The sequence below is a fragment of the Kineococcus vitellinus genome (genome assembly GCF_009906315.1).
In the GTDB taxonomy this organism is placed as follows: domain Bacteria; phylum Actinomycetota; class Actinomycetes; order Actinomycetales; family Kineococcaceae; genus Kineococcus; species Kineococcus vitellinus.
The window spans coordinates 1-23,563 of record NZ_JAAALL010000031.1 but is presented as its reverse complement, the minus strand read 5'-3'; the positions used below and the strand labels follow the sequence as shown (position 1 = coordinate 23,563).

26 protein-coding genes are annotated in these 23,563 nt (G+C 71.7%); 8 read left to right on the top strand and 18 right to left on the bottom strand.

The features are described from left to right. Positions 1 to 176: 176 nt before the first annotated feature. Positions 177 to 620, top strand: a complete 444-nt coding sequence (locus GTQ99_RS04865; RefSeq protein ID WP_166614616.1) for a VOC family protein — start codon at positions 177 to 179, stop codon at positions 618 to 620. A 60-nt stretch (positions 621 to 680) separates the two neighbouring features. On the opposite strand, the gene GTQ99_RS04860 is transcribed toward GTQ99_RS04865, so the two are convergent. From GTQ99_RS04860 to GTQ99_RS25910, 6 genes are all read right to left on the bottom strand, one after another. Further along, on the bottom strand, positions 681 to 2,621 hold the full coding sequence (locus GTQ99_RS04860; protein WP_166614615.1) for a glycoside hydrolase 5 family protein: 1,941 nt from the start codon (positions 2,619 to 2,621) through the stop codon (positions 681 to 683). 92 nt (positions 2,622 to 2,713) lie between these two features. Then, positions 2,714 to 3,553 carry a carbohydrate ABC transporter permease gene (locus GTQ99_RS04855; RefSeq protein ID WP_166614614.1) on the bottom strand — a complete coding sequence of 280 codons (840 nt, stop codon included), beginning with the start codon at positions 3,551 to 3,553 and terminating at the stop codon, positions 2,714 to 2,716. Continuing rightward, positions 3,546 to 4,511, bottom strand: a complete 966-nt coding sequence (locus tag GTQ99_RS04850) for a carbohydrate ABC transporter permease (protein WP_166614613.1) — start codon at positions 4,509 to 4,511, stop codon at positions 3,546 to 3,548. The genes GTQ99_RS04855 and GTQ99_RS04850 overlap by 8 nt, the downstream gene beginning before the upstream one ends. Positions 4,512 to 4,514: 3 nt before the next feature. Further along, positions 4,515 to 5,843, bottom strand: a complete 1,329-nt coding sequence (locus GTQ99_RS04845; RefSeq protein WP_166614612.1) for an extracellular solute-binding protein — start codon at positions 5,841 to 5,843, stop codon at positions 4,515 to 4,517. A 159-nt stretch (positions 5,844 to 6,002) separates the two neighbouring features. After that, on the bottom strand, positions 6,003 to 7,094 hold the full coding sequence (locus GTQ99_RS04840) for a substrate-binding domain-containing protein (RefSeq protein WP_166614611.1): 1,092 nt from the start codon (positions 7,092 to 7,094) through the stop codon (positions 6,003 to 6,005). A 37-nt stretch (positions 7,095 to 7,131) separates the two neighbouring features. Then, positions 7,132 to 9,813, bottom strand: coding sequence for an EAL domain-containing protein (locus GTQ99_RS25910; protein ID WP_166614610.1), 2,682 nt, complete (start codon positions 9,811 to 9,813; stop codon positions 7,132 to 7,134). A gap of 320 nt (positions 9,814 to 10,133) precedes the next feature. Here GTQ99_RS25910 and GTQ99_RS04830 point away from each other — a divergent pair, with 320 nt between their 5' ends. After that, positions 10,134 to 11,750, top strand: a complete 1,617-nt coding sequence (locus GTQ99_RS04830) for a diguanylate cyclase (protein WP_166614609.1) — start codon at positions 10,134 to 10,136, stop codon at positions 11,748 to 11,750. Positions 11,751 to 11,824: 74 nt separating this feature from the next. On the opposite strand, the gene GTQ99_RS04825 is transcribed toward GTQ99_RS04830, so the two are convergent. From GTQ99_RS04825 to GTQ99_RS04815, 3 genes are all read right to left on the bottom strand, one after another. Continuing rightward, positions 11,825 to 12,319 (bottom strand): GNAT family N-acetyltransferase, encoded by a 495-nt coding sequence (locus GTQ99_RS04825; RefSeq protein WP_166614608.1) that lies wholly within the window; start codon positions 12,317 to 12,319, stop codon positions 11,825 to 11,827. A 303-nt stretch (positions 12,320 to 12,622) separates the two neighbouring features. Further along, positions 12,623 to 13,057: a VOC family protein gene (locus GTQ99_RS04820; protein ID WP_166614607.1), complete on the bottom strand. Its 435-nt coding sequence runs from the start codon at positions 13,055 to 13,057 to the stop codon at positions 12,623 to 12,625. A gap of 472 nt (positions 13,058 to 13,529) precedes the next feature. Then, positions 13,530 to 13,742, bottom strand: coding sequence for a hypothetical protein (locus GTQ99_RS04815; protein WP_166614606.1), 213 nt, complete (start codon positions 13,740 to 13,742; stop codon positions 13,530 to 13,532). 180 nt (positions 13,743 to 13,922) lie between these two features. Here GTQ99_RS04815 and GTQ99_RS04810 point away from each other — a divergent pair, with 180 nt between their 5' ends. Then, positions 13,923 to 14,258 (top strand): hypothetical protein, encoded by a 336-nt coding sequence (locus tag GTQ99_RS04810; protein WP_166614605.1) that lies wholly within the window; start codon positions 13,923 to 13,925, stop codon positions 14,256 to 14,258. Positions 14,259 to 14,361: 103 nt separating this feature from the next. On the opposite strand, the gene GTQ99_RS04805 is transcribed toward GTQ99_RS04810, so the two are convergent. After that, positions 14,362 to 15,270, bottom strand: coding sequence for an SDR family NAD(P)-dependent oxidoreductase (locus GTQ99_RS04805; RefSeq protein WP_166614604.1), 909 nt, complete (start codon positions 15,268 to 15,270; stop codon positions 14,362 to 14,364). A 51-nt stretch (positions 15,271 to 15,321) separates the two neighbouring features. Between GTQ99_RS04805 and GTQ99_RS04800 the strand changes: the two genes are divergently transcribed. Both GTQ99_RS04800 and GTQ99_RS04795 read left to right on the top strand, forming a co-directional pair. Beyond that, positions 15,322 to 15,903, top strand: a complete 582-nt coding sequence (locus GTQ99_RS04800; RefSeq protein ID WP_166614603.1) for a TetR/AcrR family transcriptional regulator — start codon at positions 15,322 to 15,324, stop codon at positions 15,901 to 15,903. Between the two features lie 217 nt (positions 15,904 to 16,120). Continuing rightward, positions 16,121 to 16,327 carry a hypothetical protein gene (locus tag GTQ99_RS04795; protein WP_166614602.1) on the top strand — a complete coding sequence of 69 codons (207 nt, stop codon included), beginning with the start codon at positions 16,121 to 16,123 and terminating at the stop codon, positions 16,325 to 16,327. 136 nt (positions 16,328 to 16,463) lie between these two features. On the opposite strand, the gene GTQ99_RS04790 is transcribed toward GTQ99_RS04795, so the two are convergent. Further along, entirely contained in the window at positions 16,464 to 16,916 is a 453-nt protein-coding gene (locus GTQ99_RS04790) for a hypothetical protein (protein WP_166614601.1), read from the bottom strand. A gap of 189 nt (positions 16,917 to 17,105) precedes the next feature. After that, positions 17,106 to 17,708 (bottom strand): hypothetical protein, encoded by a 603-nt coding sequence (locus tag GTQ99_RS04785; RefSeq protein ID WP_166614600.1) that lies wholly within the window; start codon positions 17,706 to 17,708, stop codon positions 17,106 to 17,108. A gap of 393 nt (positions 17,709 to 18,101) precedes the next feature. On the opposite strand from GTQ99_RS04785, the gene GTQ99_RS04780 reads away from it, so the two are divergent. Further along, positions 18,102 to 18,419: a hypothetical protein gene (locus GTQ99_RS04780; protein WP_166614599.1), complete on the top strand. Its 318-nt coding sequence runs from the start codon at positions 18,102 to 18,104 to the stop codon at positions 18,417 to 18,419. 57 nt (positions 18,420 to 18,476) lie between these two features. Here GTQ99_RS04780 and GTQ99_RS04775 read toward each other — a convergent pair whose 3' ends face one another. From GTQ99_RS04775 to GTQ99_RS04765, 3 genes are all read right to left on the bottom strand, one after another. Next, entirely contained in the window at positions 18,477 to 19,055 is a 579-nt protein-coding gene (locus GTQ99_RS04775; protein ID WP_166614598.1) for a hypothetical protein, read from the bottom strand. A gap of 74 nt (positions 19,056 to 19,129) precedes the next feature. Continuing rightward, complete coding sequence (locus GTQ99_RS04770; protein ID WP_166614597.1) at positions 19,130 to 19,516, bottom strand: hypothetical protein; 387 nt, start codon at positions 19,514 to 19,516, stop codon at positions 19,130 to 19,132. Between the two features lie 79 nt (positions 19,517 to 19,595). Beyond that, entirely contained in the window at positions 19,596 to 20,174 is a 579-nt protein-coding gene (locus GTQ99_RS04765; protein ID WP_338074729.1) for a GrpB family protein, read from the bottom strand. A gap of 302 nt (positions 20,175 to 20,476) precedes the next feature. Between GTQ99_RS04765 and GTQ99_RS04760 the strand changes: the two genes are divergently transcribed. Beyond that, positions 20,477 to 20,848 (top strand): hypothetical protein, encoded by a 372-nt coding sequence (locus tag GTQ99_RS04760; RefSeq protein ID WP_166614595.1) that lies wholly within the window; start codon positions 20,477 to 20,479, stop codon positions 20,846 to 20,848. Positions 20,849 to 20,948: 100 nt separating this feature from the next. Here the strand turns inward: GTQ99_RS04760 and GTQ99_RS04755 are convergent, their stop codons facing one another. Both GTQ99_RS04755 and GTQ99_RS04750 read right to left on the bottom strand, forming a co-directional pair. After that, the gene (locus tag GTQ99_RS04755; protein WP_166614594.1) at positions 20,949 to 21,389 is read right to left on the bottom strand and encodes a hypothetical protein; all 441 of its coding nucleotides are present in this window, start codon (positions 21,387 to 21,389) and stop codon (positions 20,949 to 20,951) included. 143 nt (positions 21,390 to 21,532) lie between these two features. Next, positions 21,533 to 21,910, bottom strand: coding sequence for a hypothetical protein (locus GTQ99_RS04750; RefSeq protein WP_166614591.1), 378 nt, complete (start codon positions 21,908 to 21,910; stop codon positions 21,533 to 21,535). A 65-nt stretch (positions 21,911 to 21,975) separates the two neighbouring features. Between GTQ99_RS04750 and GTQ99_RS04745 the strand changes: the two genes are divergently transcribed. Further along, positions 21,976 to 22,875, top strand: a complete 900-nt coding sequence (locus tag GTQ99_RS04745; protein WP_205706797.1) for an aminoglycoside phosphotransferase family protein — start codon at positions 21,976 to 21,978, stop codon at positions 22,873 to 22,875. A 214-nt stretch (positions 22,876 to 23,089) separates the two neighbouring features. Here GTQ99_RS04745 and GTQ99_RS04740 read toward each other — a convergent pair whose 3' ends face one another. Further along, positions 23,090 to 23,515 carry an MFS transporter gene (locus GTQ99_RS04740; RefSeq protein ID WP_166614592.1) on the bottom strand — a complete coding sequence of 142 codons (426 nt, stop codon included), beginning with the start codon at positions 23,513 to 23,515 and terminating at the stop codon, positions 23,090 to 23,092. Positions 23,516 to 23,563: the final 48 nt, after the last annotated feature.

The window sequence follows — 23,563 nt, the reverse complement described above, 5'->3', positions numbered from 1 at the left end:
CCGGGACTCGGCGCTGCGCGGGTGATCGGCATCGGCTGAGCAGCCCTCGTGCCGATGACTTCCCGCCCTGTCGCCGGTCCACCGGTCACGACGGCGGACGGCCCGTCACCGGGCGCCACCGCCGGTGAGGCAGTGAGTGAGCGAGTGAGTGCACAGCAGCTCTGGAGGAGATCCCCATGCCATCGATCCGCCGCTTCGACCACGTCGGCATCACCGTCGCCGACCTGGAACAGGTGGGCGCCTTCTTCGTCGGCCTGGGCCTGCAGGTGAAGGCCGGCCCCGTGGTCGTCGAAGGCGACTTCCTGGACACCGTCATCGGCATCCCCGACTCCCGCACCCGCATCCTCATGCTCGCCGCCCCCGACGGCGCCACCCTGCTGGAGCTGTCCACCTTCGAGCAGCCCCGGCACCAGCCGGGATCACCCGGGGCGATGGCCACCGAGCTGGGGCTGCGCAACGTGGCCTTCGAGGTCGACGACCTCGACGCGCTCCTGCAGCAGCTGGCCGCGGACGGCTACGGCCTGATCGGCGGGGTGGGTGAGTACGAGGGGACCTGGCGGATGGCGTACGTGCGCGGACCGGAGGGCATCATCGTCTCCCTGGCCGAGCGGACCGGCTGACACCCGATCCGCGCGGTTCCCGCGGCCACCGGCACGACGGGGATCCGGCGGGGTACGGGGTCAGTCGGTGAGCACGCTGACGAGCACGCCGTACGGCGCCAGGCGCACCTTGCCCTGCAGGTCCGCCCCGGTGCCTCGATCCAGCAGCCGTCCACCCACCTCGACGTCGACGACCACCTCGTCCGGGTGCTGGCTGAGGAACCACGCGAAGCGGGTGCCGTCCTCCCGCTCGAGCACGTCGCACCAGACCAGCGGGTCGGCCACGGTCACCTGCCGACGGGCGCCGGCGACCGAGGCGAGCGCGTCGTAGATGCGCCACGTCGGCTCGGGGTTGACCCGCGGGGAGCAGGCGGCCATGTTCTCCAGCGGGTAGGTGCACAGGACCATGCGCCCGGCACCCACCCGGTGCTCCAGCAGCAGCGGGCGGCCGTGGGCGTCGGTGGCGACGACGTCGGCGCCGGCGGGCACCACGGGCAGGTACGTGCGGGAGTCGGCGGTGCCGGCCGCGGGGGCGAGGAGCACCTCCCCGGCACGCAGGGACCCGAAGTCGCGCACGACCCGGATCTGCACGACGTCGTCCTCGACGGGCTCGGCCAGCCCGTACACCAGCTGGTGCTCCACCCCGAACAGCTTTCCCAGGTGCGGGACCCAGGGGCCGCGCTGCACGGGCTCGTCACCTGCGCACACCGATGCGTACACCGTCGCCCCGGCCTCGGCGCGCTCGCGCAGCAGCGTCCAGGTCGGCGCGAGCAGCTGGCGCACGGAGGGCAGCACGTACAGCGCCGCGCTCTGGTCGAGGCCGTCGGCCTCCCGGGTGAAGGCCAGCGGCAGGTCGGCCTCGCGGGCCGCGACGTAGGCCTGGCGCAGCGCGCGGAACGCCAGTGCGGAGTCGGCCGGCCGGGTGAAGGGGTGGTGCCGCTCCAGGAAGGAGGTGACGACCAGGGCGGCGTCGGTGTCCACGCGGCGGGTGCGGGTGATATCCACGTCGGCCAGCACGCGGGAGAAGTCCGCCAGCTCCCGCAGCGCCGGCTTGGGGGCGCCGTTCGCGTCGGTGACGCCGAAGTGCATCTCGAACGGGTGGTGGGAGTACGGCGCCTGGTGGGCCAACCCGTCGTAGTCGGTGTTGTTCCACGCGATCCACCCGGTCGCGCCGGCCAGCAGGCTCGTGTGCAGGGTCTGGCGGTAGTAAGTGGCCTGGCTGTGCGCGGAGGCGAACTCGTCGGTGAGGCCGAACTCCTCCAGCACGACCGGGAGCGCGGTGACGGCGGCGAGCTCGCACACGAAGGCGGCGTTGAGGTGCTGGCGCAGGGGGTCGTTCTCCATCGCGTACACGTGCGGGCCGGTGAAGTCGCTCAGCCGGCCCAGCTCGCGCACCGAGAAGCCGTTGTCCCGACCCGTCACCTCGATGCCCCAGGCGCCGTCGCCGATGGACACCGGCTGGCTGCCGCCGCCGGCGCGCACCGCCGAGACGACCAGCTGCGCCCACGCGGTGACGTCCTCGGTCCTGGCCGGCGCCTGGTCGTGGCGCCGGCCGTAGATCGGCATCTCGTTGCTGATCAGCCAGCCGGCCACGGCCGGGTGCGCGTGCGTGCGGCGGGTCATCTCGGTGATGAACCACGACTGCTGCGCCACCAGCCACACGTCGGTGTACAGGTCGCGGTCCCCGCGCCAGGAGGGGTCCCAGTTCTCACCCGACATGTGCCCGACGAGGAAGGTCGGGATCGTCGTCATGCCGACCTCGAGGTGGGCCTGCAGGAAGTCCAGGTAGTGCGCGATCGGCTCCTCGGCCAGCACGCCGGGTTCGGGCACGAAGTCGGGCCAGTAGGAGAAGGAGCGGGTCTGGCGCAGCCCGTGCTCGTGCAGCACGCGCAGCTCGTCGCGGACGAGGTCGCGGTCGTAGTGCGTCCACATCCGCGGCCCGCCCGACCGCGACCAGAAGTTGACCCCCAGCCACGTCGCGGGGGTGCCGTTGACGGACAGGACGGAGTGCGGACGGCGCATGGCGGGCTCCGGGTGGTTCGTGGGCTGGTGGACGCGGCCGCCGGGAGGCCCGGCGGTCCTTCGCGGGCTCGTCGACGTCGCCGGGCGAGCGACTACTTCACCGCGCCGGCGGTGAGGCCCTGCACGAGGTAGCGCTGCAGCAGCAGGAAGCCCGCGACGACGGGCACGCTGACCACGAGCGAGGCCGCCATCACCTCGTTCCAGTACACGTTGGTCTGCGTGGAGTACTCGCGCAGCCCGATCGCCAGCGTGCGCGATGTCGAGTTCGTCATGACGGAGGCGAAGAGCGTCTCGCCCCAGGCGGTCATGAACGAGTAGATCGACACCGCGGCGATGCCCGGGGCCGCGCTGGGCAGGATGACCCGCACCAGCGCGCCGACCGGCCCGGCGCCGTCCACGTGCGCGGCCTCGTCGAGCTCGCGCGGGATGGAGTCGAAGTAGCCGACGAGCATCCAGATCGCGAACGGCAGCGAGAACGTCAGGTAGGTGATGACCAGCGCCACCCGGCTGCCCTGCAGGGCGAAGCCGGTGAGCTGGCCGAGGTTGACGAAGATCAGGTACAGCGGCAGCAGGAAGAGGATGCCGGGGAACATCTGCGTCGACAGGACCGTGACCCGGAAGGCGCTGCGGCCGCGGAAGCGGTAGCGGCTGATCGCGTAGGCCGCGGAGATCGCCAGCACGACCGAGCACAGCGTCGCCAGCAGCGAGATGACGAGGCTGTTGGCGAAGTAGCGCGCCAGCGGGATCGTCGACCAGATGTCGACGAAGGGCTGGACCGTCAGCGTGGAGGGGATCCAGGTGAACTCGCCCTGGACGTCGCCCAGCGGCTTCAGCGAGCTGGACACCATGACGTAGATCGGCGCGAGCACGAACAGCGAGAGCAGGCTCAGGCCGACGACGCGCAGCACGCGGAAGGACAGCGGATCACGCATCGCGCAGCCTCCTGTTGGTCAGCGGCAGGTAGACCGCGGTGATCACGAGCAGCACCAGCAGCAGCAGCACGCTCATCGCCGAGCCCACGCCGAAGTTCCAGGTGATGAAGGAGGACTGGTAGACGTGGATCGAGATGAGGTCCGCGGAGGCGGGCACCGACTGCCCGAAGAGGATGTAGGGCACGTTGAAGTCGTTGAAGCTCCACAGGAAGAGCACGAGCAGCAGCACCTGGTTGACCGGGCGCAGCATGGGCAGCGTGAAGCTGCGGAACTGCTGCCACAGCCCGGCCCCGTCGACGGCCGCGGCCTCGTAGACGTCGTTGGGGATCGACTGCAGGCCCGCCATGAGGGTGAGGAAGGCGAACGGCCACAGCCGCCAGACGGCCACCACGACGGTGGAGGCGAAGGCGTTGCCGCCCAGCAGCCAGAAGGTGTCGCCGTCGGTGATGCCCAGGTCGCCCAGCAGGGCGTTGACCATGCCGTTGTCGCGCCCGAGCATGAACTTCCAGGTGATGACCCCGGCGTAGACGGGCAGCGCGTAGGGGATGAGGAACAGGGTGCGCAGCAGTGCCCGCCCGCGGAAGTCGCGCTGCAACAGCACGGCGGCGAACATGCCCAGCGCCCAGGAGAAGGCGAGCGTGGCGACCGTGAAGGCGAAGGTGACGCCGAAGGAGCGCAGCAGGGAGGAGCCGATGGCGCCGTCGAAGTTCAGCGCGACCGAGAAGTTGTCGATCCCCGCGCTGGGGGCCTCCAGCCAGCGGCGCACGAAGAACTGGTTGAGCTTCAGGGTGCTGATGTAGATGCCGGTGACCATCGGGACGATGTGCACCAGCAGCTCGAACAGCAGCGCCGGCGCCAGCAGCGCGTACGGCAGCCAGCGCGGCGCCAGGACGCTGCGCGGCCGCCGGGGTGGCCGCCGGCCGGCGACCACCCCGGGGGTCGACGTGGTGGTGGCCATCGGTTACGCCCCGCTGGCCATCTGCTCCTGGGCGCCCTCGAGGGCCTCGGTGATCTCCGCCTCGCCGACGCTCTGGCCGGTCGCGATGCGGCCGAAGAGGTCCTGCATGGCCTGCCCGACGGTGGTCTCGAACTGGCTCTCGTTCGGGATCATCGGCAGGGCGGCGGCGGTGTCCGCGAGGACGCTGTTGAAGATCTTCAGGTTCTCCGTCTGGAACGCCGGGTCGCTCGAGGCCTCCTCGGTGACCGGCAGCGAGCCGAACTTCTGGTTGAGGACGACCTGCTCCTCCTTGTTCGTCATGAACTCGACGAGCTGCAGCGCGCCCTCGGTGTTGTCGGAGTCGGCGAAGACGCTCATGTTGATGCCCGCGACGTGGCTGTTGACGCGCTGACCGCCGCTGGGCAGCGGGTCCAGGATCGGGATGGGGATGACGCCGTACTGCTCGCCCGTCATGCCGTTGGACTCGATGGTGGCGGCGGAGTTGTTCTGCCCCATGAACATGGCGGCCTTGCCTGAGGTGAAGTCGCCGATCATGTCGTTGGTCGTGGGGTGCTCGGCCGCGGACGGGCTGACGACCTGGTCGGAGGCCATGAGGTCCAGGTACTGCTTGAGGCCGGCGACGTTGCCCTCCTCGGTGAACGTCGGCTCACCGGAGTCGTCGAAGAACTCGGCGCCGTTCTGCTTGCCGAACATGAACGCGAAGTGGGCGTTCTCGGTGTAGCTGGCCCCGGCCACCGTCATGCCGTAGGTGCCGGTCGCGGGGTCGGTCAGCCTCTTCGCGGCGTCCACGAGCTGCGCCCAGGTGGTCGGCGGCTGCACGCCCGCGTCGGCGAACATCTGCTTGTTGTAGAACAGCCCGTACGCCAGGCCGTACAGCGGGACCGAGGTCGGCGGCTCGCCCTCGGCGCCGGTGGAGCTGAGCGAGGACTGCAGGAACTTGTCCTTGCCGCCGATCGCCTCGTACTGCTCGTCCTCGAAGGGCAGGAACGCGCCCGTGGCCTGCAGCGAGGCCGACCAGGTGTTGCCGATGTTGAGCACGTCCGGCGCCTCGCCGGAGGTGGTCGCGGACAGGATGCGGTTGAGCAGGCTGTCCCAGGGGATCACCTCGAGCTCGACCTCGATGCCCGTCTGCTGGGTGAACTTCTCCAGCTCGGGGGTGAGGATCTCCTTGTCGTTGTCCAGGCTGGTGCCCTGGTTGCTGGCCCAGTAGGTGAGGGTCTGGGCCTCGCCCCCCGAGTCGCCGGAGCCCTCGCCGCTGGAGCAGGAGGTCAGGGTGGTGGTCGTCAGTGCGGCGGCCGCCAGCAGGGCGGTGCCGAGGGTGCGTCGGCGCACGGTCGTCTCCTTCGACGGGCTGCGGGGTGGCCTTCATCACCACCCGCTGGCAGCGCCACCGTCGCGCATTAAGCGCTTAATGTCAACGGCGCCGGCGCGGGACGACGTCAGCGGTCGGGGCGGGTGGTCGAGGTCGGTGGTCGGCGTCGGTGGTCGACGTCACCGGGTCTCGGGAGGCGACGCGGACGTGCTCTCGCGCACCACGAGTCGCGACGCCGGTGCCGGTACGTCGGCCGCGGCCGCCACCTGCGCCTCCGCCTCGTCGCCGGCGCCGGCCCCGGCGTCCGCGCCGCTGTCCCCCTCGGCCAGGAGCCTCAGCAGCCGTCGCGCCGCCAGCGCGCCCAACCCGCGGATGTCGCGCGCCACCGCGGTCAGGCGCGGGTGCACCAGCGAGCACAGGGCCGAGTCGTCCCAGGCGACCAGCGCGACCTCCTGCGGTACCCGCAACCCGTGCGCCTGGACCACCGCCAGACCCGCGACGGCCATGACGTCGTTGTCGTAGACCACCGCCGTCGGGCGCACGCGGCGCTGCAGCAGGCGCTCGGTGGCCCGCCTGCTGGCCCGGGCGGTGAAGTCCGTCGACACCAGCTGCGGGTGCAGCCCGGCCGAGCGGGCTGCCGCGGTGAACGCCTCGTCGCGCAGGCGCACGTGCAGCAGACCCGGCAGGCCGGAGACCCGGGCGACGTGGCGGTGACCGAGCTCGGCCAGGTGCGCCACCACCTGCTGCACCGCCCGCTCGTCGTCACCGACCACCCTGGGCAGGCCCAGGGCCGCGTCGCCCCCCATGGCGACCGCAGGCAGACCGGCCTCGCGCAGGAAGGCCGGACGCGGGTCGTCGTGCACGATGTCGCTGACCAGGACCCCGTCCACACGCCCCTGCGCGACCCACCGCCGGTAGACCTCCACGCAGGCGTCCTCGCTGGGCACCATCTGCAGCAGCAACCCCGTGCCCTGCTGGGCCAGCTCGGCTTCGATCCCGGTGATGAGCTGCATGTAGAACGACTCGTCGCCCAGGGTGCTCGCCGGTCGCGCCAGGACCAGCCCCACGGTGCCGGTGCGGGCCACCGACAGGGAGCGGGCGGCGCTGTGCGGGCGCCACCCCAGCTCGCCGGCGACCTGGATGACCCGCGCTCGCGTGGCCTCGGACACCCCGGGCTTGCCGTTGAGGGCGTAGGACACCGCGCCGGTGGAGACCCCGGCGGCCCGAGCGACGTCCGCGATCGTCAACCGCCGGCCGGCGCGTGTGGTCACGATCGCATCCTGGCACGTGCGCCACCACGTGCTGAGCTCACCGGCGCACCCGGCTGGGCGCCGGGCACGGCGCCGGCAGCGCGAGGTCCCCGGCCGCCGAGGGACGGGCGAACAAGAACCCCTGCCCGCTGTCGCACGAGGCGGCGATCAGCGACTGCAGCTGCGCGTCCTGCTCCACGCCCTCGGCGACCACCCCCAGCGAGAAGCTGTGCGCGGCGCTGATGACCAGGCGCACCAGTTCCGCGTGCCCCTCACCGGGTGAGGCGACGAAACTGCGGTCGATCTTGAGGATGTCCACCGGCAGCTGGGGCAGCTGCCCGATGGAGGTGTACCCGGTGCCGAAGTCGTCGATGGCGATGCGCACGCCCAGCTCGCGCAGCGAGCGCAGCTGCTCGATGGCGATCGGCTGGTCCACCAGCACCGTCTCGGTGATCTCCAGCGTCAACCGGGCCGGGTCGATGCGTGAGGCGGCCAGCGCGTCGGCGACGTCGTCGAGCAGGTAACGCGCGCCCAGGTGGCGCCCGGAGATGTTCACCGCCACCCCCAACCCGGCCAGGCCGGCGCTCCCGCCGGTGCCGCCGTCGTCGGCGTCGGTGCCGGTGCCGCTGTCCCACGCGGCGAGCTGGGCCAGCGCCGTGTGCAGCGCCCAGCGGCCGAGGTCGCAGATCAGGTCCGAGCGCTCCGCGACGGGGATGAACTCGTCGGGCGGGACCAGGCCGTGGCCGGGACGCTGCCAGCGGATCAGCGCCTCCACGCCCTCGGTGCGCCCGCTCACCAGGTCCAGCACCGGCTGGTAGTGCAGCAGCAGCTCACCACCGCTCAGCGCCTGGCGCAGCGCCTGCTCGGTCTCGCCCTGGCGGGCCAGCTCCTGGCGCAGCGCCTCGTCGAAGACCTCCACCAGGCCCCGGCCGCCGCCCTTGGCGCGGTAGGCGGCCGCGTCGGCCTCCCGCAGCAGCCGGTCGGGCGTGCTGGTGGGTGCGCTGACGGCCACGCCGATGCTGGCGCCGATGCGGGCCACCCGATCGCCGGGGCGCCCGCCGAGCGGGACGGGCTCGGAGAGCGCGGCGATCAGCCGCCGGCCCAGCTCGATCAGCTGGTGGTGGTCCTCGGCGGGTTCGACCAGGACGACGAACTCGTCCCCGCCCAGGCGGCAGACCGCGTCCCCGCCGCGCACGGTGGCCTGCATCCGCGCGGCCACCACCCGCAGCAGCTCGTCGCCCGCGCCGTGGCCGAAGGAGTCGTTGACGGCCTTGAAGTGGTCCAGGTCCACGAACAGCAGCCCGATGCTCTGCCCCGTGCGCCGCGCCCGGTGCAGGGCGGCCTCGACGAGCACCAGCGCCTGCGCGCGGTTGGGCAGCTGCGTCAGCGCGTCGTGGGAGGCCTGGTGGGCCAGGCTGACCTGCAGGCGTTCGCGCTCGTGGATGGCGCCGATCATCTGGGTGATGGAGGCGTGCACCACCGCGCCCAGCGAACCGGCCAGCGGGGTGCGCACCACCTCGGAGGTGGTGTCGCCGTCGGCGACGGCCTGCGCCTGCTCGCGCACCCGGCGCAGGCCGGCCACGGTGGCCGCCAGGCCGCGCGCGAGGGTGCGCACCTCGCGGGGGCCGCCCTCGGCCAGCTCCAGGCGCTGGTCGTCCAGCTCGCCGTCGCGCACCGCCTCCGCCTGCACGGCCAGCCGGCGCAGCGGGCGCGCGATGAAGCGGTGCACCGCACCCGTCACCGCGCCCGTCAGCGCCAGCAGGGCGCCGGCGGCCAGCAGCAGGTGGCGCAGGTCCGCGGCCGCCTGCCGGGCCGGGCGGGCGCTGGCCCGCACCGCCTGCTCACCGACGGCCTGCACCGCCTGGCGCAGCGCGGCGTCGCGGCTGGTGTTGGCGGTGGTCAGGGTGAGGAACTGCGGCGGCGACAGCTGCGCGCCGGTGGTGGCCGCGGCGTCGACGGCGGCGTCGACCTGGCGGGCGCCGTCGCTGCCGGTGGCGCGTGCCCACGCCTGCCGCGCGAACGCGCCGGCGTGGGCGTTCAGCTCGGCATCGGTGGCGCGGTAGCCGCCCCAGGCCTGCAGGAAGAGCGCGCGGGCACCCGCCTGCTGGGCCGGGTCGGTGGAGATCGAGCCCAGGTACAGCGGCACCTGCAGGCTGGCGAAGGTGGAGGCCCGCTGCGCGCGGCCGAGGTCCCCGACCGCGCGGGCGGCGGAGCCGTCCAGGTCCTGATCGCGCGCGGCGTCCAGGTGCGCGTCGACCTGCCCGGTCAGCTCGTCCACCAGCCGGCGGTAGCCGGCGAAGACGGCGGCGACGTCGCCGCCCGCCGCGGCCCGGGAGCGCAGCCGGGCCACCCGGTCGGCGGAGTCGCGGGCCTGGGCGGCGGCGGCGCTGCCGGAGGTGGCGGCCACCGCGTCGTCGGTGGCGCGCTGCACGCTGCGCAGCTGCCCGGCGACGGCCGGGCCGGCCAGGGTGGGGACGGCGCTGAGGTCGACGCCCACCGACCGCGCGACGGCGGGGTCGGCGAGCACGGCGCCGGCCATCACCGGCACCACTTCCTGGGTGACGGAGCCGCGCACGGCATCCAGCAGGACCGCGGCGCGCACCTGGGCCGCGGCGGCGTCGGCGTCGGCGGCCACGTCCCGGCGCTGCTCGACCACCACGCCGGTGACGGCCAGCAGCCCGATCACCGGCACGCTCACCAGCGTCAGCAGGCTGCGCTGCAGCGAGGCGGCCGACCGCACGCGAGCACGTCGTGGCTGCGGACGGCCTGGGCGTGGACGTCGCAGGTGCGGACGTGGTGGGCGCTCGGGCACGCAGGGGTGCTCGGCAGGTCCCGGGGCCCGCTGAAGCGCACTCGACCACCCGGTCGCGTGGTCGAACCCCCTCCGCCGCCGCTCCTGCTCCCGGTCCGTCCCCCGGTCCGTCGGTGCGCCGCGGTCGCGGGCGTGCGAGGGCTGCGACGTGCAGGTCGACCGGCACCCCGCCCGCGCCGGACGCAGCTCGCCGGTCCTGCTGGCCCTGGCGGTCAAGGAGGACCGGGCGCTGGTCGATACTGGCCACGGTGGACGACGTCGAGCAGCAGGCCGAGGCGCGGCGCGTGGCCGCGCTGCACGGCTACCACCTGCTCGACCACCTGCCCGAGCACCGCCTCGACGACTCCGCCGGCGACGACCTCGAGGCACGGGTCGACGAGCCCGTCGACGAGCAGATGGACGCCGTCACCCGCCTGGCCGCTGCCGTGGCCGGGGTGCCCGTCGCAACGGTCAACCTCATCGCCGAGCACACCCAGCACTCCATCAGCGTCGCCGGCGCCGCCCGCGCCACCATCACCCGGCAGGAGTCGCTGTGCGCGACGCACTTCACCGCCGGCCGGAGCGTGCACGTGCCCGACCTGCGCACCCACCCCCGCTACGCCGAGCACCCGTGGGTCGACGGGCGAGCCGGCGCGATCCGCTCGTACACCTCCATCCCGCTCCTCAGCCCCGACGGGCACGCGCTGGGCACCCTGTGCACCCTGGACAGCGCACCGCGCCGACTCAGCGCCGAGCAGCTGGCCCGTCTCGAAGACCTCGCCGCCGTCGTGGTCGCGCTCCTCGAACGGCACCGCCACGCCGTCGTCAACGCCCGACTGGCCGCCGAGGCCGAGGCACAGCGCGCCCAGGCGCAGGCGCTGGTGGCCCGTGAGCAGCACCGCGCGCAGCAGCTGACCGCCCTGGCACGCGCCGCCCAGGCCCTGAGCACCGCCGAGGACCCGCGCACGGCCATCTGCACCTCCGCGCGCGAGCTCGCGGGCGCCGATGCCGCCTACCTCGTGCAACCCGACGCAGCAGCGGGCGCACCAGCGGGCGGGGCCGGGCAGCTGGTGGCCACCGCCGCCGTCGGCTTCGACGAGCACACGCGGCTGCGCCTGGACCTGAACCTCGACCAGGCCAGCGGCGCCCTGCCGCTGAGCACCTTCCACAGCGCCCGTCAGGTCTTCGTCGCCGACGTCGGCGCCCACCCCGAAGCCGCCGCCGAGCTGAGCGAGCTCTCCGGCACCGTCTCGGGGGTGTGGCAGCCGGTGCTGCTGCCCGACGGCTCAGCCGTCGGTGTGCTCGGCGTCATCTGGCGCCGGCGCGTGGCGCAGCTGGACGCCACGCTGAGCTCGATGCTGCACACCCTGGCCGCGCAGGCCGCGCACGTCATCGAGCGCGCCGAGCTGCTGGCCCGGCTGCGCGAAGCCTCCGAGCGCGACGCGCTGACCGGCGTGGGCAACCGCCGGCAGTGGGAGCAGGTGGCCGGCGCCGAGGTCGAGCGCGCACGGCGCACCGGGGCGCCGCTGACGTTCGCGCTGATCGACCTGGACCACTTCAAGGCCTACAACGACGCCTACGGGCACCCGGCCGGTGACGACCTGCTGCGCGAGTTCGCCGCCGCCGCGAGCGCGCAGCTGCGCGGCGGCGACACCCTGTCGCGCTGGGGCGGGGAGGAGTTCGCGCTGGCCCTGCCCGGTTCCACCGTGCAGCAGGCCCGTGAGGTCGCCGAACGCATCCGCGCCGCGGTCCCGCACGCGCAGAGCGCCACCATCGGCCTGGCGCAGTGGCACCCGGGCGACAGCGCCGCTGCCGTGCTGGCACGTGCGGACGGGGCGCTGTACCGCGGCAAGCAGAGCGGGCGCGACACCACCGTCAGCGCCTAGCCCCCGGGCACCCCGGCCGGATGACGTGAGGCGACGTCACGTCCATGGCGATGTCCGGACTGTCGGTCAGCTGCTCACAGCTTGGCGGTGAACAGGATCAGGTCATCGCCTTCGGTCCAGTAGTCCGCCACCGGTGGGTGCTCGGTGTACCCCAGGGACCGGTAGAAGGCGCGGCTGCCCGCGTACCGCGCGGTTGCTGAGGTCCGCACCAACAGCATCCGCTGACCGGCGCCCCGCAGGACCTGCTCGACGTGGCGCACCAGCACCCGCCCACGTCCTGCCCCCTGCAGGTCCGGACGCACAGCGATCATGGTGAGGTCGAAAGCCCGCTCGGCTGCCTCCTCCGGGCGGCACCACACCACCGAGGCCAGGCCCGCCCCGTCCGGGGCGTCCTGCACCCAGCAGGTCGCCCCGACGCCATCAGCGTCTGACATCCGGGCCGGCGTCTGGGCCAAGGTCCCCGCCAGGGCCTCGGTGAGGAACCCGGAGTCCTCGGGGGTGAACATGCCGGCGGCGACCACCAGGTCGATGACACCGGCGACGTCATCGGGAGTCAGGGTGCGGAACACGGCGCCTCCAGGCCTCGAAGCAGGAGCAGACGCTCCCGACGAGCTCACAGTGCCACCTCACGAGCGAACGGGGTCGCGATCCCCGTCCCGCAGGACGCCCGATCATCTCGCGTCGTGCGCGGTCTTGAGCTGCCGAGGACGTCGCGATCCTGACGATGACCGCGGTCGCGCGTCGCTGTCCGTACCAGTTCCTGGCCCATCACACCGCTCGGCTCCACCCGCTGGAGCAGCCGTCGGGCCCTCGCCCACGGCGAGGACCGCGGAGCGTCCACCGACTGCTCCTGACCCGAGACGCCTGCCGAACTAGTCCAGGCAGAACTCGTTGCCCTCGACGTCCTGCATGACGAGGCACGCCTCGTTCTGCTCGTCGGCGGGCAGCAGGTGCAGGCGTCGGGCGCCGAGCGGCACCAGCCGGGCGGCCTCCGCCTCCAGCGCAGCGACGCGCTCATCGCCCGTCAGTCCCGTCGCGACTCGCACGTCGAGGTGGAGCCTGTTCTTCACCGTCTTGCCCTCAGGCACCCGCTGGAAGAACAGGCGCGGGCCGGCCCCGTCCGGGTCCTCACAGGCCCACGCCGCCCCTTGCTGCTCGGCGGGGAGCGAAGCGTCGAGGGCGTGCCAGGAGTCGTGCCCCGGTGGGACCGGAGGGTCGACGTAGCCGAGCGCAGCCTTCCAGAACGCAGCGACGGTTCGTGGATCCGTGCAGTCGAAGGTCACCTGCACCTGCTTCACAGCCGTCATGGACCCAGCCTAGGACTGGCGACCGCCCTGGTCCTCCTTTCCCGTGGTGAATGCTCGTCGAGCTCAGGGGCTCCTCGGACCTCCCCAGAGGTGGAGTTCCCCAGAGGTGGAGCTCCCCAACGCCTCGACACGCCTGACTTCACGGTCATCCCGCCGTTCACGCATCCGCCAGGTCGCCGCGGCAAGCCCCGAGCTCTGCTCAGGTCAGCGGCGTCGGCGTACGCGTTTCGCGATGCCTGAACGAGGGCGAAGGCACGCACGATCGGTAGCGCGCCTTCAGACGCAGTGCGCCACTTCTCACCCTGGGTGCTGTCGACCACGACCGTTCCCCTTCTCGAGCCTCGTCCTGTGAACGCTACCGCCCGATGACCAGACCTCACGGTCATCCCGCTGGCCAGGACGTCCGCCCCCGTCCCCGACGCGTCTGGAGCACCGCGACGGTGACCCCCGCGGCAACGACCGCAGCCAACATCTACGGCAGAGCCGGCCACGCCGGAGGGTTGTCGTAGCTGCTGTCCGCGATCACCACGCTCTTCGCCGTCCACACCACCAGCAGCACCACGCTGAGCAGGTACAGCCCCACCGCCCACAGGCTCCAGCAGCGCCAACGAACAGCCGCCAGCACCGGCAGTCCCAGGACCCCCAGAGCCACCAGCCCCGGACAGACAGCATTGATCAGCCCCACAATCAAGCCCTCCGCTTCGACACGACCTGCATGTCCTCACCCTGGCAGGGACGACACGGGTCAACCGGTGATCGAGCCTTGCTGCACAGCCCCTCCGCTTCAGACGACCTCACGGTCATCCCGCTTTCGGGGCGGGGAACTGATCTGGGAGCAGCCGGGCCGCCGTGCCATGATCACAGCGTGGAGGAGGCCTACCGCCCCCGCGCCCTGCGCGTCATGGCGGAGTACATGGACGACGATCCCGTCTGGGACAGCGATGTCGATCACGTGGGCCCGGTCGTGCTCGATGACCTTGGCGTCAGCCCCACCCTCACCCGCCGACTGCAAGCCTGGAACGAGCGCTACAACCGTCCTCCGTTGACGAAACCTCGGTTCGGCAGGGAGGAGGCGAAAGCAGCGTGGCTCGAGGAAGGTCTGCGCCTGGCCTACGCCCTGCAGAACGAGCTTCCCGACATCGAGATCAGCTGCTTCGAGGACGGTGACCGCCGTCCGGTGCGGGACCGTCGCGGACGTTGAACCTACAGCGTCTGCTCCTGACAGGCTGCGCACGACGTCACGGTCATCCCGCGCTGTGCGTGCTGTCGCTGGCGACTTCGCTCATCTGTCGATGGCCGTGTGTTCACGAACTGACGCCGACGCGCAGACGCGACAGCACTCCCACGGTCGGCGTCCTCGGGTGGTGGGAGCGAAGGCTCCTAGCGCTGAGGTGGTCCAGGGCGCGGTCGGGAAGCACGCGGGCCAGGCGGATGAGCAGCGCGGCGTCGCGCCCGACGGTGTAGCGCGTACGCGGCCTGGGCGTCATGACGGCTTTCACGATAACCCGGGCAGCGAGCTCAGACGTGACGCCCGAGGCGGTACCGGAGTCCATCAGCGAGTTGACCGCCTGGACCAGGCCGCCGTAACGCGTCTCCTGATCTGAAGTCATCTGGGCGGCCAGGTGGTTGGCCGTGGCGACCCCGCGCGCCGCCATCTGCGTGCGGACTCCACCGGGCTGGATCACGACCACCTCCACGCCCAGCGGGGAAACCTCTCGGCGCAGGGCGTCGCTGACGGCTTCCAGAGCGAACTTCGCCCCGGCGTAGGCGCCGTAGGTGGGCATGGCCAGCTTGCCGCCGATGGAGCTGATGTTGATCACCCGTCCCTCACTGCGCAGCAGGGCGGGCAGCAGGGTCTGGGTGATGGCGACGTGGCCGAAGAGGTTGACGTCGAAGACCCGCCGCCACTGCGCCATGGGCAGGGTCTCGACAGGACCGTTCACCTGGATGCCGGCGTTGTTGACGAGCGCGTGCAGCGGACGCGGGTCGGCCGCGATCCGCGCGGCGAGGGCCTGCACCTGGGTGGGCTCGGTGATGTCGAGGATGACCGGCTCGATGCCGTTCGCTCGGAGGGTGTCGCCGTCGCCCGCGCGGCGTACACCGGCGAGGACGTGAAAGCCGTGGCGGGACAAGGCGCGGGCGGTGGAGGCGCCGATGCCCGTGGAGGCTCCGGTGACGACGACGATGGACCCCTTACCAGTTGACGTTGTCACCTCAAGATGATTGCGGACTCAGGTGACAATGTCAACTGTATGATCGTGGTCATGGTCAGCCGTGCCGAGTCCGCCGCCGCCACCCGCCGCGCCCTGCTCGACGCCGCAGGCGAACTCCTCGACGAAGGCGGCGTGGACGTGGTGACCCTGCGCGAGGTGGGGGCACGGGCCGGCGTGAGCCGAGGAGCGCCCTACCGGCACTTCGCCGACAAGGCCAGCCTCCTGAGCGCCGTGGCGGCGGAAGGCTGGCAGCGCCTCGGGCACCGGATCCACGCCCTGCGCCGCGACCCCGCCCTGCCCGATGCGGACAAGCTGCACGGCGCCCTCCGGGCGATCGTCGAGCTGGGCCGGGACCGGCCGCACCTGCACCAGATGATGTGCAACCCCTCGTCAGGCGACCTGGCGCCAATCCGGGAAGCGGCCGAGCGTTATCGGGACGAGTTCCTGGCCATCGTCGCTACCCTCGTGGGCGAGCAGAAGGCCGGGCACTACGGGGCCCTCCTGCTGGCCAGCGCCTACGGCACAGCGGACATGGAACGCAGCGGCCACCTCGCCGCCGACACGTGGAACACCACCGCCGACAACCTCATCGACACCCTGGTCGACATGATCGTCATCAGTAGAGCGAGATGACGGCGGAGGTGCAGTGACGGCGGGAGCCTCTCGACGTGCCTGGGTCTGACGTACGCCGCCCAGGTGGACCCGGCCCACTCACGCGCGAACCATAGAGCCATCGACCGCCCAAACATGACGAAAGACGGAAGATCGTCAACGTCTGACACGCGTCGCCACCAGCGACTGAGCGCCGACGGATCGAGGTGCCAACATGATCACCGTGGCTTCCTGGAGCGTGAAGGTTGACGGGCACGACTGGCTGGTCAAGGAGCGACCTGGCACTGCGGGCTGCTACGACTTCGACTGGATCTCCGGGCCGAACCCGGGCTACGGCTTCAGTTTGCAGACCTCCAACGGCATCTCCATCACCGAAGCCGACATGAGGCGCTCCATCGCCAGCTTCCCGGCCGAGATCAACCCCGAGACCGGCTACCTCGACTGACCAGGAGTCAGACCAGCTCGGACGAACGCGCCCATGGCTGCGCGCCGATCGCACGGTCATCCCGCTCAGCGCAAGGTCCTCCCCGCACGCAACGCTCCTCGACACCCGCGCCGCACAGCCGGCCACGGCTGGGGCATCACCCAGACGAGGCCTGCGCCTCCCCCTCCTCCGCCGGAGCCGCCAGGTTGTCGCTCACGCGCACCCAATCCTCATCCACCGCAACATCAGCCAAGTCGAACCTCTCCGGAACCAGCAGCCCCGTGGCCGACACCTCAGCAGAGCTCGTGCGCACCCAGACCCCGGACTCCCCGAACACCTCAGCATCCGCGCAAGAGACCCCCACGGTCTCGGTCCCGCGCAGAGACTGCACCAGGCAGATCTCCTCGCCATCGAGCCCCACCCAGTACTTCGCCACCTGCGTGCCGCCCAAGTACCTCGTCGACTCGGCCTCGACGACGTCGATGTTCCCGTCGCCCTCACCCGTCGGCAGTTGATCCTGCTCGGTCTGCGGCTGCGCCAGGGCGGGCACCATCTCCTCGAACGACGGGGCACCGCACCCACCCACCGTGAAGACCGCGGCCACGGTCACCAGTCCCCAGCGTCGTCGACTCACGCGCACCGCCCCTCTTGATCAGATCGAGCTACCGAAGCTACCCGACGAGGTGGAAGCGCACTGAGCACCGGGATCGACGTCACGGTCATCCCGCGTTGTGCGTGGTCGCCAGCGTCAGACGCCGACGTCTTCCCCGCGGGGACCAGGTGGCCGAAGGTCGGTTCTCTACCGCGCCAGGTCGAGGTCCTCGCACGACCCACCCGACACCACCTCAGCCGTGCTCGCCTCCACCACCACGCACACCGACTCCGCCCCACGTACCCGCACCGTCATCAACCGCACCCGCTCGCCCGTGACCACCGAGGTCGGCAGGTCCGCCACGTCGGTGAAGCTCGACGCCGGACGGGAGTCGATGAACCCGCTCGAGACCCCGTCCGCCACCGCCTCCCACCTAGGGCTGCTGCGCAAGTCACCCGCACCACCAGCGCGTTCGACCTCCTCCGCGACGCGCTGCGCCACCCCGACCGCGCCACCGGCCGCCGCGACCTGGACGGTGGCGTCCACCGCGACCAGGTCGTACGGCGGCTGCGGACGCAGCGTCAACCAGAACAGGGCCGCCGTAGCCAGCACCCCCACCAGCGCCAGGCCCGGCGCCACCCGCTGCGGCACGACCAGCGCCAGCGCGGCGGTGACCGCACCCACCGACGCACCCGCGGGCAGGCAGATCAGCAACCACAGCCCCAACCAGTCCGCGTCACGGGTCCAGATCGTCAACCCCACCGCCAGCACCAACCCCACCCCGATGCCCGCGACCGCGTGCCGAGCCACCAGCGCTGCGCACCAGTCCCGAACCCGTCACCGGTCTCGGCTGTCCGCTTCGCCCCAGGAGACGGAGACCCCGAGGGGCTGGCCGTCAGATCGCTCGTCGACATGACCTCAGCATCCCGTGCCGGCCTTGGCCGCGCCGGGTTCATCACATCGGAGGTCGTGTCTACTGCGACACGAAGAACCACCCACGGCGTCAGCCTGCGGCGCTGCCCTCCACCGCCGCGTTGGAGATTGCGGCTGTGCGACGAGGACCAGCACCGCCGGAGGCGCGGTCATCCCGCGTTGTGCGTGGTGAGGAGCGGCCGGTGACGTCGCGCACATGACGATGTCCGGCCCTTTCGCAGGTTGTCGAAAGCGATGCACACATCCTGTTGGCGACGGCATCCTGACGACGTGACCAACCGCCGCCTGGACCCGGCGCACAACGCCAAAGCTTCGCTGTTGGCCGCCGGCATCGGTGGCGGCTCGCTAGTGGTCGCCATGCCGGTCTTCTTCTCGGCCGTAATGTGGCCGGTCTTCGACCCCGGCGCGGTGTCCGCTGCCGCCCTGTTGGCGATGGCCGCTGTCGCCGTGTGCGCCCCGGTGACGGTGACGGCCGTCATCGCTGCGCGGCGACGCGCCGCCGTGCGTGTCAGCGTGCTGCTGGTCGCGGTTCCGCAGGCGGTGCTGTGCACACCACTGGTGCTGCTCAGCCTGCTGGGGCAGCGCTGAACCGGCCTTGACCTCTTCACCAGGATCGGACCGCTCGTCATCCCACGCACCGCGTCGTCAAGACGGGGCGCCGACGTCAGCCGAAGCGCTACGGCTCCGGCGATCCCACCAACGCCGCACCGACAGGACCGCGCCCACCGCGGCCACGACCCACACTGTCCACCGCGCCCACACCGCCTCCGGGTACACGATCACCCCCGCCCCGACCGGCACGACGAGCCCGGCCACCAGCCCCCACACATCCCGGCGCCTGGTGCACGCCCCGGCCAGCCCCAGCGGCGCGCACAGCAGCACGCACGCCGCCAGCCACAGCAGCACCTCCCCGCCGTAGGAGGAGAACGACTCACCGCGCACCCGGGCGTCGGTGACGTAGTAGGCCAGCACCGCACCCGACACGCTCACCCACCCCGCAGCCGCGCCCAGCAACCACGTCCGGACCCACCAGCCAGCTAGCACCGCCAACGCCGCCCACGCCCACCCCGCGTTGAGCAGGTAGCTGAGGAAGCGCGCCACCTGCTGACCGGTGGTAAGCGCGGCAGGGTCAGTGATGGAAGAGACATGGTTGACCACGGAATCGAGGGCGCCGAAGGCGGCGCCGGCGAGCAGGCAGCTCAGCGATCGGGGAGTCCCTCGCACGGAAGCACCCTAAAGATCGTCGAGGGTCGTGGTCAGGAGGACTTCACGGTCATCCCGCGATCTGCGCGTGAGGGTCACGGTTGGTAGACATCGATGTCCTGCCTCTCACGGAAGGCGCGAGAGGCGTCATCGTCCATCCACTGCACCTGCCACCGCTCGCCCACGAAGGCGAAGACACCCTGGTCGAAGTCATCGAGAGTCGCCACCAGCTCCTGCCCATCGATGACGAAGTCGCTGACCAGGTCGTCGTCCTCCAACCAGAGCCCTTCGAGGCGGTAGCGCGGGGCTGACCAGCGCCGCCACCACAGGTGCCCGCCCGTGCACGTCCAGACGGTGTCGACGCGGCAGTACAGCACTGCCCGCCGCCCGTCAGCGTGCTGCAGGTGAGCTCCGCGGTCGCGACATGCCTCGACGCGTTCATCGCGCTGGGGTCTCTCGTGCATCGGCGGCTTCCAGGTCACCTGTCGATCTTGTCAGGAGACCTCACGGTCATCCCGCGCCGCGCGCTGCCCCGGTCAGCGCTCGAGGATGTCGCGATCGCTAGTGGCTGCGCCCCCAGGCTTCGAACTGCTCCTGCACCTCATCGAAGAACGCCGTCTTGGCGCGGGTGTAGTCGTCGTAGTCGGGATCACCGGCGTGCTCAGCGGCCACGCCGGCTTTGAACGAGGCGTAGCGATCACGGGCCTGGGGGTGGGCGCGCAGCCAGTCGCGGAACCAGACGGCATACCGCCCCCACGGCGAGGCACTGAGCCGGATGTGCAGGATTGTGGCTTCCGAACCGTCGATGTCGTGGACGAAGAGCCGCTTGCGCCACACCTCATCGGGCACCTGCTCGGAGCCGCGCGGGATGTCGCGGTAGACCCCCGGGGAGTCCGGACGAGATCCCGTGGTGGGGACGAAGCCGGCAGGGGCCAACGCCTGGTCCAGCAGCTCAGGTCGAGGCAGCTCGCTGACGACGACCTGGAGGTCGATGTAGGCCTTGGCCATCAGACCGGGTACCGAGGTGGAGCCGATGTGCTCGAAGGACTGCCCCACGCCCAAAGGCTTGATCGCGTACTCGACCGCGGCGAGCAGCTGTGCTGCGCGTGCGGGCCAGGCAGGGTCGTAGGGCTGCAGCACCGCAGGTCCAGGCATGGGCCGGACGGTAGCGAGAAGGGTGCGTGTGACGTGTCAGTACGAGGGTGTGTCGCGGGCGGGATGCACTCCCCGCCGCTGAGGGACAAATCGGACACCGCACGGTCATCCCGCCCTCCCGGGCGCGGCCACGGTCGTTGACGACGCCCGCGTGACGAGGCCGCCAGCCGACCCCGCTGGTGTGCACCGACACGACGAAAGCAGCCCTGCACCTGATCAGCGTCACCAGTCTTCCTCCATGGGACCGCTCACCCGACGAGGCTGGACTTTGCTCAGCCCAGCCGACGGTGAGCACCCTCAGCGCCTGCTCCAGCGATCAACCCGCCCCCACCGACGCGGCGAAGGCATGGGACGTCGCCTTCGACGCCGCTGAAGCCGACGGAGCAGGACCTCTCATCGCTTCCGGCGCCGAAGGCTGGCAGAGCTCGGACGTCACGATCGGTCCCCTCACCGCCGGCACCACCTACGGGGCCTTCGCCGCCTGCACCGGCGGCGGAAGCCTGGGACTGGACCTGGCTGGCACCGCGGTCACTGTCGACTGCGACGGGCAAGGACACCGCGTCGGGGACCTCGTCCCCACCACCGGCACCGCCACGTTCTCAGTCACCGAAGCCCACGACGGCCCCTCACAGTGGGGCGTGGCCGTCACCACCAGCTGAGCCGCCTCAGCTCACCGCGCCCCGACGCCTCGAGCCCCGTGCGGCTCGCCTTGCTGAGGGCATGACGCACCGCTCGGTCATCCCGCAGACGGTGAGGCCTTCAGTCCTTCCGACCCGCCCGCTCCAGGTAAGCCGTGAGCTCAGCGAGCTCGAGGTCCCCCACCTGCGGCGCGAAGTCCAGCCCCTCCGTCGGCACGATGCCCGTGCCGCTGCCGACAACGGTGACGAACCAGGCCCCCTCCGCCCCGAACCAGTGCGCCTGCCCCAGCGCTCCGTGGTCCTCGGGCACGTCCCGGCTGGTGATGCGCACCAGCTGCCCATCGCGTCCACAGGGCGGGCGCGGCACCACCAGCTCCACCACGACCTGCTCCAGCGGCACGCTCAGCAGCCGGGCCGCACCCTCCACGGCCAGCCGGCGCAGCTGACCGGTCTCAGTGGTCGTCCCGACTTCCGCCTCCCCGGCGGGGCCGAGAACCAGCACGGTGTACGAGCGGTCCTGCTCGTGCCGCACCCGCGCCTTGACGCCCGTCTGCTCAGCCATCCCCGCAGCATCTCCCGGAGGGTCTCCGAGCACCAGGGACCTCACGGTCATCCCGCGATTCGCGCTGGGCACGCTCATGGCGCCTTGCGGGCGCCCTACGGGCGCACCACGGCCGCCAGCGACCTCATGCCGCTGACGGAAGATCAACGCGGCAGAACCTCAAAGCCGTGCCGGTCCCGGAAGGCGTGCGATGCATCCTCATCCATCCGCTGAACCTGCCACTGCTCACCTGCGAAGACGAACACGCCCCGCTCGAAGCCATCCAGCATCGAGGTCAGCTCGTCACCGGAGCTGACGAAGTCGCTGGTCAGTTCCTGATCTTCCAGCCAGAAGCCCTGCAGCAGGTAGTGCGGCGCCGACCAGCGCCGCCACCACAGGTACCCGCCCGTGCACGTCCAGCCGGTGTCGATGACGTCACGGTCTGACGATGTCCACGCGACGCGAAGACCGTCATCTGCAGGTGTCGCCAGGTTCGACCTATGCTTTCGCGCTGGCACCGACCACCGCACGAAGTCGCCCACAGCACCAGGCGGTGGCAGCAGACGGCCGCGGGCGAGCCGTCGACAGGCGGGAGGGCAAGCGTCAGGTGATCATCTCGCAGGTGCTCCACGACCACGCGGTCGCCGCCGGCGCCGAACGCTGGCTCGATGAGCTTCCACGGCTCTTGGCACACCTCGAACGCCAGTGGGACATCACCGTCGCCCACCCGCTGACCGGGGCCACCGAAGCCTACGTGGCGGAGGCGACGACGGTCGCTGGGCGACCCGTCGTGCTCAAGGTCCTCATGCCCCTGAGAGGTGGCGGGACGCGCCACGAGATCACCGCGTTGCGCCTGGCCGACGGGCAGGGAACCGTTGCCCTGCTCCGCGACGATCCTGAAGTGGGTGCCCTGCTCCTGGAGCGGTTGGGTCCACCGCTGTTCGAGCTGGGCCTGCCGACCGCTCGACGCCACGACATCCTGTGCGATACCGCGGCACGGGTGTGGCGTCCGGCGGCGGGGTGTGGACTCCCGACCGGTGCCGATCGGGCCCGACAGCTTGCTGCACTGGTCACCACGTCGTGGGAGGACCTCGACCGTCCGTGTTCACTGCGGGCGATCGAGTACGCGCTCAGCTGCGCTCGGCGGCGCGCGGCGGGCCACGACGACGAGCGGGCCGTGCTGGTCCACGGTGACGTGCACCAGCTCAACGCCCTCCAGGCCGGCGCCCAGTTCAAGCTCGTCGATCCCGACGGTCTGCTGGCCGAGCCCGAATGCGACCTCGGGACGATCATGCGCGGCGACCCTGTCGAGCTGCTGCACGGCGATCCGCACCAGCGTGCCCGGCGGCTCGCGGCTCGCAGCGGCCTGGACCCCACGGCCATCTGGGAATGGGGAGTCATCGAGCGGGTGGCGAGCGGGTTGCACTGCACCGAGATCGGCCTTCAACCACTGGGCCGCCAGGCATTGACCGCCGCCGACGCCGTCGCCGGCCACGACATGACGTGACGAGACGTGTTGGGTGGTGCCGTCAGCCAGCGCCTTCCGCCAGCTCCCGCGCTGCAGCTGGTTCGAGCGCAGGTGGCCCGACGACCTCACGGTCATCCCGCGTTGCGGGCGCGTCCCGTGGTCACCAACTGCGAAGTGTCCCCCAAGCCTGCCTCAGGCGTCCCGTCGTCCGAGTTCACCGCCCTGGGCGGATCCGCACGACCGTCGGCCGCGCTCAGGTGGGATCCGTCACCGCGTGGCGGTCGTCCAGCCGCGCACCGCGCAGCTTCGAGGTCATCATGACGCCTGCCGTCGCGATGACCACGCCGGCAGCGACGACCAACGCGACGGGGTAGCCGGCCGCGTCACCGAGCAGACCGCCCAGCGGTGCGGCCACCACGATCGCGGCCCGGTTGACGGAACGCATCGTGGTGTTCATCCGCCCTTGCAGCCGGTCGGGGGTCACCGTCTGCCGGTAGCTCATCTCGTTCGCGTTCGAGGCGCCCATGCACGACCCGAGCAACAGCTGACCCGCGGTGAAGAGGCCCCAGGCCGCTCCACCGGCCCACGGACCACTGCCGCCGCCAGCGGGCACCACCGCGGGCGCCAGCGCCATCACCGCCCACGCCAGCCCCGTACCGGCCCGGGTGGCGATGACCACCCGCCCCGCACCCCAGCGTCGCGGTCCGCCTCGGGCGACGCTGGGGTG

What these genes read in the sequence shown, in the direction of transcription:
- GTQ99_RS04865 (WP_166614616.1), top strand. Translation starts at nt 177, where the DNA reads ATGCCATCGATCCGCCGCTTCGACCACGTCGGCATCACCGTCGCCGAC.
- GTQ99_RS04860 (WP_166614615.1), bottom strand. Translation starts at nt 2,621, where the DNA reads ATGCGCCGTCCGCACTCCGTCCTGTCCGTCAACGGCACCCCCGCGACG.
- GTQ99_RS04855 (WP_166614614.1), bottom strand. Translation starts at nt 3,553, where the DNA reads ATGCGTGATCCGCTGTCCTTCCGCGTGCTGCGCGTCGTCGGCCTGAGC.
- GTQ99_RS04850 (WP_166614613.1), bottom strand. Translation starts at nt 4,511, where the DNA reads ATGGCCACCACCACGTCGACCCCCGGGGTGGTCGCCGGCCGGCGGCCA.
- GTQ99_RS04820 (WP_166614607.1), bottom strand. Translation starts at nt 13,057, where the DNA reads ATGACGGCTGTGAAGCAGGTGCAGGTGACCTTCGACTGCACGGATCCA.
- GTQ99_RS04800 (WP_166614603.1), top strand. Translation starts at nt 15,322, where the DNA reads ATGGTCAGCCGTGCCGAGTCCGCCGCCGCCACCCGCCGCGCCCTGCTC.
- GTQ99_RS04755 (WP_166614594.1), bottom strand. Translation starts at nt 21,389, where the DNA reads ATGGCTGAGCAGACGGGCGTCAAGGCGCGGGTGCGGCACGAGCAGGAC.